The 13357-nt window shown below is 64.0% G+C and carries 12 protein-coding genes; 8 read left to right on the top strand and 4 right to left on the bottom strand.

The genetic code is table 11. The features are described 5' to 3' along the window. Positions 1–281: 281 nt before the first annotated feature. The 8 genes from dnaK (at position 282) to CGZ88_RS04210 (ending at position 9394) form a co-directional block, all read left to right on the top strand. The gene (gene dnaK, locus CGZ88_RS04245) at positions 282–2144 is read left to right on the top strand and encodes a molecular chaperone DnaK (RefSeq protein ID WP_101671177.1); all 1863 of its coding nucleotides are present in this window, start codon (positions 282–284) and stop codon (positions 2142–2144) included. Then, a complete protein-coding gene (gene grpE / locus CGZ88_RS04240) occupies positions 2144–2836 on the top strand; it encodes a nucleotide exchange factor GrpE (protein WP_026645517.1) in 693 nt (230 codons plus the stop codon). The genes dnaK and grpE overlap by 1 nt, the downstream gene beginning before the upstream one ends. 204 nt (positions 2837–3040) lie before the next feature. Beyond that, a complete protein-coding gene (locus CGZ88_RS04235) occupies positions 3041–4087 on the top strand; it encodes a DnaJ C-terminal domain-containing protein (protein WP_101671176.1) in 1047 nt (348 codons plus the stop codon). A gap of 5 nt (positions 4088–4092) precedes the next feature. Then, positions 4093–4653 (top strand): heat shock protein transcriptional repressor HspR, encoded by a 561-nt coding sequence (locus tag CGZ88_RS04230; RefSeq protein WP_026645515.1) that lies wholly within the window; start codon positions 4093–4095, stop codon positions 4651–4653. A gap of 220 nt (positions 4654–4873) precedes the next feature. Then, positions 4874–5506 (top strand): TetR/AcrR family transcriptional regulator, encoded by a 633-nt coding sequence (locus CGZ88_RS04225; protein WP_423734408.1) that lies wholly within the window; start codon positions 4874–4876, stop codon positions 5504–5506. Between the two features lie 261 nt (positions 5507–5767). Beyond that, positions 5768–6166 carry a hypothetical protein gene (locus tag CGZ88_RS09245; RefSeq protein WP_207761152.1) on the top strand — a complete coding sequence of 133 codons (399 nt, stop codon included), beginning with the start codon at positions 5768–5770 and terminating at the stop codon, positions 6164–6166. A 72-nt stretch (positions 6167–6238) separates the two neighbouring features. After that, complete coding sequence (locus CGZ88_RS04215) at positions 6239–8566, top strand: glycoside hydrolase family 3 N-terminal domain-containing protein (RefSeq protein ID WP_101671174.1); 2328 nt, start codon at positions 6239–6241, stop codon at positions 8564–8566. A gap of 93 nt (positions 8567–8659) precedes the next feature. Then, on the top strand, positions 8660–9394 hold the full coding sequence (locus tag CGZ88_RS04210) for an HAD family hydrolase (RefSeq protein WP_101671173.1): 735 nt from the start codon (positions 8660–8662) through the stop codon (positions 9392–9394). A gap of 16 nt (positions 9395–9410) precedes the next feature. On the opposite strand, the gene CGZ88_RS04205 is transcribed toward CGZ88_RS04210, so the two are convergent. The 4 genes from CGZ88_RS04205 to CGZ88_RS04190 form a co-directional block, all read right to left on the bottom strand. Next, entirely contained in the window at positions 9411–10202 is a 792-nt protein-coding gene (locus CGZ88_RS04205) for a GntR family transcriptional regulator (RefSeq protein ID WP_101671172.1), read from the bottom strand. A gap of 72 nt (positions 10203–10274) precedes the next feature. Further along, positions 10275–10616: a P-II family nitrogen regulator gene (locus CGZ88_RS04200; RefSeq protein ID WP_026645509.1), complete on the bottom strand. Its 342-nt coding sequence runs from the start codon at positions 10614–10616 to the stop codon at positions 10275–10277. A 142-nt stretch (positions 10617–10758) separates the two neighbouring features. Continuing rightward, positions 10759–12225 carry an APC family permease gene (locus CGZ88_RS04195; protein WP_051198712.1) on the bottom strand — a complete coding sequence of 489 codons (1467 nt, stop codon included), beginning with the start codon at positions 12223–12225 and terminating at the stop codon, positions 10759–10761. Positions 12226–12353: 128 nt separating this feature from the next. Further along, a complete protein-coding gene (locus tag CGZ88_RS04190) occupies positions 12354–13349 on the bottom strand; it encodes a phosphotransferase enzyme family protein (protein WP_101671171.1) in 996 nt (331 codons plus the stop codon). Positions 13350–13357: the final 8 nt, after the last annotated feature.

Here is a 13357-nt window from a genome sequence, read left to right as displayed (position 1 = left end):
CTTGATCTTGCGGGGGGGGGGCGTTCACCCACTGCAAGCTGATGGTTTGCTGAAATACACCTTCCTGATGTCTGAAAACCGCCGGAAAACGGCGGTTTTCCGGCGTGTGCGAGAAATCTTCAGAAAAAACTTCCGCAGTGGGAATAACGGTTGACAGAAAATAGTTGAGTGATGTAGGCTCAAGTTTCGGATGGTTCAGGAAGGCCGGTCCACAGGACCGCCGCCGGACGGAACTCGAGCAAGAACGTAACAAGTAGCGAACCAAACAAAGGAGAATGAGTATGGGACGCGCAGTTGGTATTGATCTGGGTACCACCAATTCCTGCATCGCGACGCTGGAAGGTGGCGAGCCCACCGTCATCGTGAACGCCGAAGGTTCGCGCACGACCCCGTCGGTCGTCGCCTTCAGCAAGTCCGGCGAAATCCTCGTCGGCGAAGTCGCCAAGCGTCAGGCGGTCACCAACGTCGACCGCACGATCAGCTCGGTCAAGCGCCACATGGGCACCGACTGGACCGTCGACATCGACGGCAAGAAGTGGACGCCGCAGGAGATCTCCGCGCAGATCCTGATGAAGCTCAAGCGCGACGCCGAAGCCTATCTGGGCGAGCCGGTGACCGACGCGGTCATCACCTGCCCTGCGTACTTCAACGACGCACAGCGTCAGGCGACGAAGGACGCCGGCACGATCGCCGGACTCAACGTCCTGCGCATCATCAACGAGCCGACGGCGGCCGCGCTCGCGTACGGCCTTGAAAAGGGCAAGGAAGACGAACGCATCCTCGTCTTCGACCTCGGTGGCGGCACCTTCGATGTCTCGCTGCTCGAGATCGGCAAGGACGACGACGGCTTCTCGACGATTCAGGTCCAGGCGACCTCGGGCGACAACCACCTCGGTGGCGACGACTGGGATCAGCGCATCATCGACTGGCTCGTCAAGGGTGTCAAGGACAAGTACGGCGTCGACCTGAGCAAGGACAAGATCGCGCTGCAGCGTCTCAAGGAAGCCGCTGAGCAGGCGAAGAAGGAGCTGTCTTCGTCGATGTCCACGACGATCAACATGCAGTACCTCGCAATGACCCCTGACGGCACCCCGGTGCACCTCGACGAGACGCTCACCCGCGCCCACTTCGAGGAAATGACGAAGGATCTGCTCGATCGTTGCCGCACGCCGTTCAACAACGTGCTCGCCGACGCAGGCATCTCCGTCTCGCAGATCGACCACGTCGTGCTCGTCGGTGGTTCGACCCGTATGCCGGCTGTCAAGGAACTCGTCAAGGAGCTCGACGGCGGCAAGGAACCGAATCAGTCGGTCAACCCGGATGAGGTCGTCGCGATTGGCGCGGCCGTCCAGTCCGGCGTCATCAAGGGCGACCGCAAGGACGTCCTGCTCATCGACGTGACCCCGCTTTCGCTCGGCATCGAGACGAAGGGTGGCATCATGACGAAGCTCATTGAGCGCAACACCGCCATCCCGGCGAAGCGTTCCGAGATCTTCTCGACGGCCGAGGACAACCAGCCGTCCGTGTTGATTCAGGTCTATCAGGGCGAGCGTGAATTCGCTCGCGACAACAAGCCGCTCGGCACCTTCGAACTGACCGGCATCGCCCCGGCTCCGCGTGGCGTCCCGCAGATCGAAGTCACTTTCGACATCGACGCGAACGGCATCGTCCACGTCTCCGCGAAGGACAAGGGCACCGGCAAGGAACAGTCGATGACGATCACCGGCGGCTCCGCGCTGCCGAAGGACGAGATCGACCGCATGGTGCGCGACGCCGAAGCCCACGAGGCCGACGACAAGAAGCGCAAGGAAGAGGCCGAGACCCGCAACCAGGCCGAAGCCTTCGCCTATCAGACCGAGAAACTCGTCAACGACAACAAGGACAAGCTCTCCGACGATGTGGCCAAGGAAGTCACCGACGCGGTCAACGAACTCAAGGACGCGCTCAAGGGCGACGACATCGAGAAGATCAAGTCGGATCAGGAGAAGCTGATGACCGCCGCGCAGAAGATCGGTCAGGCGCTGTACGCGCAGCAGGGCGCCGAAGGCGCTCCGGCCGGCGAGCAGAGCGCGCCGAACTCCGGTGACGACGACGTCGTGGACGCCGAAGTCGTTGACGACGAAGGCGACAAGGACAACAAGTAATGTCCGAGTTCAACAAGGACGATTACCTCGATGACCTGCCCGACGCCGACGAACTGGCGAACGGGCAGGCCGACCCCGGCTCCCAGCTCATGGACGACATCGAGCGCGACGCTGCCGCCGAGCAGCAGCCCGCCGATGCGGACGTGAACGACGGAGCACAGGACGGCGCGGCGCAGTCCACGCCGTCCCCGGCGCAGGAAGCGGCCGAAGCGGCTCAGCAGGAGACGCCGCAGGCTGATTCCGAAGACGGCAAGCTCACTCCGCTTGGCCAGGCCAAGAAGGAGGCGGCTGAATATCTTGAAGCGCTCCAGCGTGAGCGCGCGGAGTTCATCAACTACCGCAACCGCACGCGCAAGGACATGGATCGGGCGCGCCAGCAGGGCATCATCGATGTGCTGACAGCCGAACTGCCCGCGCTTGACGATATCGATCGCATCCGCGAACACGGCGAGATGGACGATTCGTTCAAGGCGGTCGCCGCGAAGCTCGACAAGACCTTCGAGAAGTTCGGCGTGGAGAAGTTCGGCGTCAAAGGCGAGGACTTCGACCCGACGAAGCATGAGGCCGTGCTGCACAAGCCGGATCCGGATGCCGAAAAGGCGACCGTGGATACGGTCGTGGAGGCCGGCTACCGCATCGGCGATCGCGTGATTCGCGCGGCCCGCGTGGTCGTGGCATCGCCGCAGAACTGACACGGTGACGCATGAGGAGGCCGTGGACCACAATCGTGTGCGGTCCACGGCCTCCTGTGCGCTGTGCCGAAGGGCGGCGGCGTCAACGGACGTCGCTCGCGCTCGGTGAGAGATAAGACGTTATTTCAGGTGCGCGGCACGCGGCCGGCAGGAAGGGTCGCCCGCCGCGCACGGATTCAGCAACACCTCGAAAGGAGGCACAACATGGCTGAGAACGAATGGCTGAACAAGGATTTCTACAAAACCCTCGGTGTCTCCAAAGACGCCACGGAAAGCGAAATCACGAAGGCGTACCGCAAGCTCGCACGCAAATACCATCCGGACATCAACAAGACCAAGGAAGGCGAAGAGAAGTTCAAGGACATCTCCGAAGCCTACGATGTGCTCAAGGACAAGGAATCGCGTGAACGCTACGACGCGATTCGCCAGTTCGGCGCGGGCGGCGCGCGTTTCGCCGGCGGTGCCGGCGGCGCGGGTGGTTTCGACGCGTCGAACCTCAACGACATCTTCTCGATGTTCGGCGGCGGCGCGGGCGGCAACGGCGGCTCGCACATCCGCTTCTCGACGAACGGCGGCGGCGCTGGCTTCGACGACATCTTCTCGATGTTCGGCAACGGCGGTGCTGGCGGCTACGGCGGCTACGGCGGCCACGGCTATGAGGACTACGGTGACGGTGCCTACGCGGGCTACCGCCCGACGCCGGCTCCGGAGGACGGCGCCGACCTCAACTCGAAGATCACGCTGACCTTCCGCCAGGCCGTCAAGGGCGCGACCGTCTCGCTGAAGGCGGCCGGCAAGCAATTCAAGACGCGCATCCCGGCAGGCGTGAAGAACGGGCAGAAGATCAAGCTCGCCGGCAAGGGCAAGCCGGGCGTGCATGGCGGCAAGAACGGCGACATGTATCTGACGATCACTGTGACGCCGGACTCGAAGTTCACAATGGACGGAGTGGATCTCGTCATGGATCTGCCAATCACCGTCGGTCAGGCGGTCGACGGCGGCAAAATCGACGCGAAGGACTTCGACGGCGAGACGGTGACCTTCAAGCTGCACGCCGGCACCTCGAGCGGCGTCGAAGTGCGCGTCAAGGGCAAGGGCGTCAAGACGAAGCGCGAAACCGGCGATCTCGTCGGCCGCGTGCAGATCCGCGTCCCCGAACATCCGGGCGTCGGCGAAAAGCATGCCGCGAAGGAATTCGACAAGGCATGCGGAGACTTCGTCGATAAGCTCGCTGAAGAACGGGAGGCCTGAGCGCCATGACGCGGGTCTCCCAGCAGAAACGCCGGCTGTATGAGATGTGCGCGATGGCGATTGTTGCGCAGCGGGCGAATCTCGAGGGTGCGGCGCGCGTCGGATTCGACGTCGACCTGCCGGTCTTCAGCGTCGGACGCGCCGCCGAACTCGCGGGCATCCACCCGCAGACGCTGCGTCAATACGACCGTGCCGGCCTCATTGTGCCCCAACGCACCGAAGGGGGTGCACGCCGCTACTCGTTGCGCGACATTGACCGTCTCGTGCAGGCGCAGTCGATGAGTCAACGCGACGGCATCAACCTTACCGGCATCGCACGCATCCTCGAACTCGAGGAGGAGAATCGGCAGCTGCGGCGGCAGATTGCGCGGTTGAGCGACACGACAGTGAGCGTCTTCACCGCCGACATGGACGGCGACATCACCGAAGTGCGCCGTCCCTCGCGCGCACGGCACTGGCGGCGGCAGCTGCATCCACAGACGCGGCAGCTCGCGGCCGGCGCAAGCCACCGCTCGGCGCAGGCGGAATCGAAATCGGTCGTCCTGTGGCACACGATCTACCGGTGAGTCTTATATAGGCCCGGTAAGCGTCCGGAACCCGAATCTGGGTTCCGGACGCTTTTTGTGTGGTGGGACGTTATGCGTGTGCGTCCGGTGCCGCGTATGCGTGCGCTGTGCGGGTCGGGGGGATGTGGGGCGACGACTCGGACAGCGTATGTGTGCGCGGTGCGGGACCCGGCAGGCGACGGGGAAGCGGCCGAGGTGGGGTTGCGGACCGGTGATACACTTGGCGGTTGTGTCGGCGAAACGTGTGCGCAAAACCCCTGAAGAGCGTATCGGGGAGATCGAGCGTGCCTCGATCAAACTGATCGCCGAGCGGGGGTATAACGGCATCTCGCTCAAGGACGTCGCCGATGAGGTGGGGATGAGTCAGCCCGGATTGCTGCACTATGTCGGCACCAAGGAAGGGCTGTTGTCGCTGCTCATCACCGATGTCTACGACAGCAGCGGCACCCCCGCGGATTTCATGGGTTCGGGGCTGCCTGGAAGCGATCCCGATGCGTTGTTGTTCCCCGCCTACCTGCGGTTCCTCGTCCGGCACAACGCCGCGCAGAGGCAGATGGTGCAGCTGTTCCTGATGTTGTACATCGAGTCGGTGAACCCCTCGCATCCGCTGCATGAGTACTACCGCAACCGCCCGGAGAACATCTGGGAGCATTATTCGCGCTACCCATGGCGAATCCCGCCCGAGGTCGGTCCGTGGGATCCCAGCATGCGGCCGTATCTGCGCCGGGTCATCGAGGCGATGGACGGTGTGCAGATGCGGTGGCTGTGCATGCCGCCGGTGGATCTGTACGATGAATGGCTGGCGTTCGAACGCATGATCTTCCCGTCGCCGTTGTGGGACGGGTATCGCTGATTTCCCCAAAGCCCTTGGTGGGCCCTCCGTCGCGCCGGGGCTGACTTGCGTACGCGTCGCGACGGCCGCTGCATCCTAATCATATATAACATTTGTTAGATATAGACAATCGCGCTATAAGACAACCGTGACACGCCGGCGTTCCGCAACTTGACTTTGGCTGTGTTATGAACGATAATCTTTATATCTAACAGATGTTAGATATAAAGATTGTGCCGATGCGATGATGCACAGGTGTCGATGAGGACGAAAGGAGCGATCATGAGCGGTAGTGGTCGTGGGCAAGCGGAAGCGGTTGTCGGGGACGGGTCGGACGTCGCCGTGCGGACGCTTGCGAAAAGCGAACTTGACGAAGCCCTTGCGGGGGAGGGAGAGGCCCTGGGCGCCGCGGAAGACGGCGCGATGCCTACCGATCTGGGGCTGCGTCTGGCCATATACAACAGCAACCTCGAGGCGGCGCGTTCGAATCCCAAACTCTCCCCGGAGACGGGCAAGGACCTAGGCATCCTCAACCTCGCCACGACGCTCGGGCAGATGCTCGGTCCGGTGCTCATGTCCGCCATCACGCTTTCCCTGGGGTACGCCTTCGCCTTCCCGATCGCGATCGCCTTCGCCCTGCTCGGATGCGTGTTCATCATGCTCATCCGCGGCGTCCGCTGACGCCGCCGTCCCGCCATGGAACATCCGGACGGCGCATGGCGCCGTCCGGCGCGACAACAAAGGAGTCAGACGATGACTGAAACCACCCACCCCTATCTCGACGCGACGTTGACGATCCCGGAGCGCGTCCAGGACCTGCTTTCGCGTATGACGCTTGAGGAGAAAGTCGGCCAGATGATGCAGCTGGATGCGCGGTCCGGCGACCTCGAACACCTGATCGTGGACCGCCATGTCGGCTCGATCCTGCACACATCCCCCGATGATCTGGTGCGAGCCGACGGCATCGTGCGCGGGAAGACGCGTCTGGGCATCCCGTTGCTCGTCGGCGACGACTGCATCCATGGCTACTCGTTCTGGCCCGGCGCGACGATCTTTCCCTCCCAGCTCGGCATGGCGTGCAGCTGGGACGCCGAGAAGGTCGAGCGGGCCGCCCGGATGACGGCCGAGGAGGTCTCCTGCACCGGTGTGCATTGGACCTTCTCGCCGGTGCTGTGCATCGGACGCGACACACGCTGGGGCCGCATCGACGAGACCTTCGGCGAGGATCCGATGCTCATCGGCGAACTCGCATCGGCGATGGTGCAGGGGTATCAGAAGCACGCCCGGACGGGCGAGGCCTTCGACAGGGACGCCATCCTCGCCTGCGCCAAGCATTTCGCCGGCTATTCGTACACGCAGGGCGGCCGTGACGCCTCGGAGGCCGATCTGACGCGCCGGGCGCTCGCCAGCTGGTTCCTGCCTCCCTTCGAACGTGTGGCGAAGGAGGGCTGCGCCACCTTCATGCTCGGCTATGAGGCGATCGACGGCACGCCCGTCACCTTCAACGATTGGCTGCTGCAGACGAAACTGCGCGGCGATTGGGGCTATGGCGGCACGCTCGTGACCGATTGGGACAACGTCGGACGTGCGGTGTGGGAGCAGCGCATCAAGCCGGACTACCGCACCGCGGCCGCCGACGCCGTCAAGGCGGGCAACGATCTGATCATGACGACTCCGGGGTTCTATGAGGGCGCCATCGAGGCGGTCCATGACGGTCTGCTCGACGAACACGCGTTGGATGCGGCCGTCGGACGTCTGCTGACGCTGAAGTTCCAGCTCGGCTTGTTTGAGGACCCGCGCCTGCCCGATCCGGAACGCATCGAGGCCGTGGTCGGCAACGACGATCATATGGACGCGAACCTCGAATTGGCCCGCGAATCAATCGTCCTGCTGCGTAACAACGCGGCGCTGCCGCTGGCCGCCGAGAATGGCTCCCTGCACACGATAGCCGTCGTGGGGCCGCTTGCTGACGACGCGCAGAACCAGCTCGGCGACTGGGCCGGCAATTCCGGACAGGTGCCGTGGATGCCGCAGGGGCAGCCGCGCGACATGATCATGACCGTGCTGGACGGCGTGCGCGAGCTCGCTCCTGAAGACTGCGAGGTGACCTATGCGCGCGGCGCCGACGTCGTCGAACTCATCGACGATCCGGCGGGTCCGCTGTATCCGGATGGGCAGCCCCGACCGAAGCTCGCCGTGTCCGCGCGCGTCGACGACGCCCTGCTCGATGAAGCCGTCGAACAGGCGCGGCGTGCGGATGCGGTCATCGCCGTCGTCGGCGACGTCGTGCAGCTCACCGGCGAGACCTGCTCGACGGCGACGCTTGAGCTGCTCGGCAGCCAGAACCTGCTGCTCGAACGGCTGAGCGAGGTTGCACGTGAAACACATAAGCCGCTCATCGTCGTGCTCATGAGCTCGAAGCCACAGGTGCTGCCGGCGTGCGTGATCGGGGAAAATGGCGTGATCGTCGACGAGTCCGCCGCCGACGGGCTTGGCGCCTTCATCTGGGCGCCGAACCCCGGCATGCAGGGAGGCCGCGCGCTCGCCGAGATCATCTTCGGCATGACCGAGCCAAGCGGACGTCTGCCGATCACGTTCCCGCGTCATGCGGGGCAGCTGCCGGTCTTCTACAACCAGATCCGCGGGCAGCACGGCGATCGGTACGCCGATCTGACGCAGGACCCGGCGTTCGCGTTCGGCGAGGGGCTGGCGTATACGACCTTCGAATACGGCGAGCCCGCGATCGTGAACGGCTCCGAATTCAGCAGGGGCGATACCGTGCGCGTGGCGATCGACCTGACGAACACGGGGTCCCGCCGTGGCACCGAGATCGTGCAGCTGTACGTCAGCGACGTCGTCACGTCCTTCACCTGGGCGGCCAAGGAGCTCAAGCGGTTCCGGCGTGTGACGCTCGAGGCGGGCGAGACGCGTCGCGTCGTGTTCGAGCTGCCGGTCGACATGTGCACGATCGTGGACGGCGACGCCAGGCGCATCGTCGAACCCGGGGAGTTCAAGGTGCTCGTCGGCCATTCGAGCCGTGACGCGGACCTGCGTTTCACGACTTTCACCGTCGTGGAGTGAGCACGCCGCGATGGCCGCCCCGGTGATACCGGGGCGGCGGGTATGGTGGGAGGGACGATCGGCGATGGATGATGACGACGGAAAGAGGCGTGCATGGGCGTTCAGGAAAGCAGAGCCGCCAAGCTCGAGGCACTGCAGGGCGTGTTCTGGGACATGGACGGCACACTCATCGACTCCGAGCCGTTGTGGCACGAAAGCGAACTGCGGCTTGTGCGCGAATACGGCGGCCACTGGACGAAGCAGATGGCGATGGACGGCTCCGGACGACCGGTGCCGCAGATCGCGCAGGAGATGGCCGAACTCGGCTGTCCTCTGCCGCCCGAGGAGATCGGCCGTCGCATGATCCAATACGTGACCGACGAGGAGAAGGAACGACTGCCGTGGATTCCCGGCGTGCGCCGGCTGCTCGAACAGCTGCGCGACGCCGGCGTGCCGTCGATGCTCGTGACGACGTCGCCGCGGGAACTGGCCGAGAACCTCATCGCGCAGGCGCCGCCGAACACCTTCGCCGGCTACGTCTGCGGCGACGACGACGTGCCGAAGAAGCCTGATCCGGCGCCGTACGAGCTCGCCGCGCAACGGCTCGGCATCCCGGATGTGCTGTTGCCGTGCTGCGTCGCCTTCGAGGATTCGATGAGCGGCCGCACGTCGGCGGCCGCATCCGGCATGACGACGGTCGTCGTGACGGGGTATCTCGCCGGCGGGTATGTGCCGGGGCCGGGATACACGACGACTGAGAACTACGACGACATCACGCCGCAGTCACTCAACCGCATGGTGCAGCGCATGTACGACCGCCTCGCGCCGCTCGCCGGACAGCGCGGGTGAGCGGCGCCGCGCCGCGTCAGCCCAATGTACGCGACGTCGTGAGGCGCACATGCGCGGCCGGGTAGATGTCGTCGGAGACGACGACGGTGGCGCCGAGCGCGTCGGTCGCGCATGAGCACACGTACAGCAGCGGCGTGCCGCTCGGCAGCCGCAACGCGCGCGCCGGACGTCCGAAGCCGGGGATCGTCTCGATCGTCTCCTCGACGGCGTGGATGACAGTGCCGTGGTTAAACTGCAGCAGTTGGTAGATCGATCTCGTCAAATCGAAATCGAGGAAATCCGGATAGCCGCGCGGGTCGAGATACGTCTGCTCGTAGGAGATCGGCGTCCCGTCGACGACGCGGACGCGTTCGACGCGGATGAGCGGCTGCGACGTGGGGACGTGGAACAGCTGGCAGATGCGTTCGTCGCAATGCTGAATCTGCGCGTCGAGCACGTGCGTCACGCAGCTCATGCCCTGCGATGCGAGCATGTGCGGCAGTCCCGACGTGCTCGCCGACGTACGGTCGATGATGCGCGTCGATTTCGCGTTGACGGTGACGCGCGAGGGGAGTGCGGCATGCGCGATGTCGGCGACGATGACGGTGCCGCCGCGGCCGCGCCGCGTGCTGATTTCGCCGCGCGCACGCATGACGTCGAGCGCCGCGCGAATCGTCGAACGGGACACCTGCAGCCGTTCGGCGAGCGCGCGCTCAGGCGGCAGATGGTCGCCGACGGCGAGTTCGTCGACGTTCGCGAGCAGATGGATGTCGTGGATCGCGCGGCCGACGGTGGCGGTGGGTTCCTTCGTCATGCCTTCGGCTGCCATACCGTCCTCGTTTCCGCGCGCGTTATTCGCGGACTACGATAGCCGACCGATGTAACGGCGCCGGCGGGGCTCTCAGAGCGCGTCGTCGCCGCGTTCGTCGGTGCGGATGCGCACCGCCTGCTCGACCGCGCGCACGAAGATCTTGCCATCGCCGAAGCTGGAGGTGGAGAGTCGATTGACGACGGCGTCGATGATGCCGTCGACCTCATCGTCCGGAACGACGGTGCGCACGCTGATCTTCGGCAGCAGCGCGACGCCCTGCCGCTCGTCGCGCGTGTACACCTGCTTGAGGCCGTGCTGATGGCCGTAGCCCATCGCCGACGTCATCGTGATGCCGCGGTTGCTGAATTGGTCGAGCACGTGCTTGAGCGTCTCGAGTTTCTCGCCGTTGATGATGAATTCGATTTCCTTCATGATTGCTCCGTCGAACTGTGATGGGTGGTGTGATGGGTGGGGACTGTAATGAATCGATGACTGTGATGAATGAATCATTGATGAAAAGACGGGCGCCGCGAGAGGGAATGCGACGCCCGAGACTTCGAAGGAGCGGGGCGAATCAGTATTCGATCACACCCGCCGGAGTGCGCATCCAGACGGTCGAATCCTTGCCTTTGATGCGCCATTTGGCGAGCATCGTGCACCAGAGCACGAAACCGACGCCCATGTAGCCGGCGAAGCCGACCCAGGTCTGCACGCCGATGCCGATGCAGCAGAACACGGCGACGGTCAGCGAGATGATGAGCGAGGCGATCTTCATCGCCATGCCGCCCGGCGCGCGGTACGGGCGTTCCCATTCGGGGTGACGCACATCGAGCAGGATCGCCGAGATGCTGCTCATCGCGTAGCAGATTGCGCAGGCGAAGGCCATCAGATCGAAGAACGCGGTGATCGACTGCATCGCGAGGAAGCCGATGCTGATTGCGAGGATGAGCAGGTTCGGGATGATCGGCTGGCCGTAGCGGTTGCACTTCGCGAAGGCCTTTGGCAGGAAGTTCTGGCGGCCCATCGCGAAGAGCATGCGCACCGCCGAATACCAGAAGCCGAGCACCGACGTGCCGATCGGGAAGACGACGCCGAAGATGCCGAGGGCGATGACGAACCAGCTCATCCAGCTGGCACCCGGGAACACGAGCTTGAGCGTTTCGAAGGTGACGAAGGGCGCGCTGTCGAACGCGTAATCGTTCCAGTTGATGCAGCCGGCTTCGGCGAGGTAGAAGATCGCGTAGATGATGCCGCAGGTGAGCACGGAGCCGAGGATCGCCTTCTTCTGGTCCTTGATCGGGAACGTGCCTTCCTCAACCATCGCCGGCACCGTTTCAAAGCCGAAGTACGGCGTGATCAGGAACGCGCAGCCGATAATCCAGCCAAGGCCGATGCCGTAGTCGCCGGCGTTTGCGTTCGCGAAGAACGACGAGAAGTTCGACAGGCTCCAGTGGCCGGAGAAGAAGAACATGCCGGCCGTGATGAGCAGGCCGCCGATCGCGATGAACAGCATCGCCGTCTGCAGGCCGCCGGCGACGACGTTCTTGCACAGGCTCACGAGGCACCACAGGCACAGCAGCACGGCGCCGACGATGACCGCGTAGGATCCGTTCAATCCGTTGTCGAGGAACTGGTAGTTGAGCCATTCGAGGATGCCGAGTACACCCGCGGCGGGTACGGCGAGCCATGCGCACATGATGAGCCACGCGGACCAGAATCCCGCATGCTTGTTCATGCCGACTGTGTTGAACACGAGACATGAGCCGGTGCTCGGCAGCATCGTCGACAGCTCCGCATAGACGAAGCCAATCGGCAGCACCATCGCCGTCATCAACAGGAAGCCGAGCCATGTGCCCGGTCCGCAGTAGGACAGGAAGATGCCGTCCCAGTAACAGACGAAGGTGAAGATCGCGCCGGTGGCGAGCGTGTAGACGAACAGCAGGCGAAGGCTCTTCTTCAGGCCTCCTTCGGTGCGTTCGTCGACGTCATGGCCTCTTGATTGCTTTGCCTCGATCGAGGTGGATTTGGTGGTGGCAGACATGGCCTGTCTCCTCTCTGCTTCTTATCTCATGGTTCCTTGAGGTGGTCGATGGATGGGTTGATTGGACGGATATGGATGGATTGATTTGGTTGATTGGAAGTAGTCGAATCGGTCGGCGCACGCTCGCGTCAGCCGAACAGACGCAGATAGCGGTCGGCAAGCTCGACCGTGCCGTCGATGTAGCCGTCGGCGAGCTCCTTGACCGGATCGGAATCAAGATGGGAACCGATCCAGGCCATGAGCTGCAGCCTGCGCATCATGATGAAGGTGTCGATCTCCATGAAGTCGGTGTCGGTGAACGGCATGACCTCGCGGTAGCCGTCGAGCCACGCATTGACGAGATCGGGGACGATCGGCTTCGTCTCGATGAACGACAACGCGCTCGCAAGATCGTGCAGATACCAGCCGAAGCCGCAGTCGTCGAAATCGATCACCTTGATCTGCTCGCCTTCGACGAGCAGATTGGCGACGCGCAGATCCGCATGGATCAGGCCGTAGTTGTGCTCGTTGCGGCCGTAGCGTTCGAGGCGGCGGCGGATGACCTCGCAGCAGCGCGTGAACTGGTCGATGTTCGCCGCCGTCAGTCCCGGCATCGCGCGCCAGTCTCCCCAGATCGCGTCCTCGCCGATAATCGTCTCGTAGGTCCAGTGCCAGCGCGTCAGCTGCCGTGCGCCGTTCCAGATCTCCGTCTGCCGATGCAGATACGCGGTCGTCTCGCCGAGCGCGCGGAACTGGCGGATCGCGGCGGCCTCGTTGTTCTCGTCGGGCGCCTGCCCGGTGAGGAACTCGTACATGACGCAGCAGTAGGCGTCGCCGTCGTCCGCATGCACGATCTGGATGTCCGAACCGTCCGTCGCGCGCAGCGGATTGGCCACGACGAGCGGCGTGTAGTCGTTGATCTGCCGCAGCCACGCCATTTCGCTGCGGTATTCGTCGAGCGTGTGGTAGCCGGGGCGGCCGACGCGCAGGATGCCTTCGGGCGCGCCCTGCGCGTCCTCGACGAGATAGGTGGCGTTCTCCGAAAGCTGCAGCAGCCGCGCATGCGCGTCCGCACTCAGCGGGTAGGCGCGGATGGCGCGGTCGGCGACGTCGTCGAAGATCGCGGTGTTCTCGAATACAGACATGGGTACTC

The organism is Bifidobacterium anseris (assembly GCF_002860345.1).
GTDB classification, from domain to species: Bacteria; Actinomycetota; Actinomycetes; order Actinomycetales; family Bifidobacteriaceae; genus Bifidobacterium; species Bifidobacterium anseris.
The sequence above is the reverse complement of the archived record's forward strand: the minus strand, read 5'-3'. Positions and strand labels throughout refer to the sequence as shown.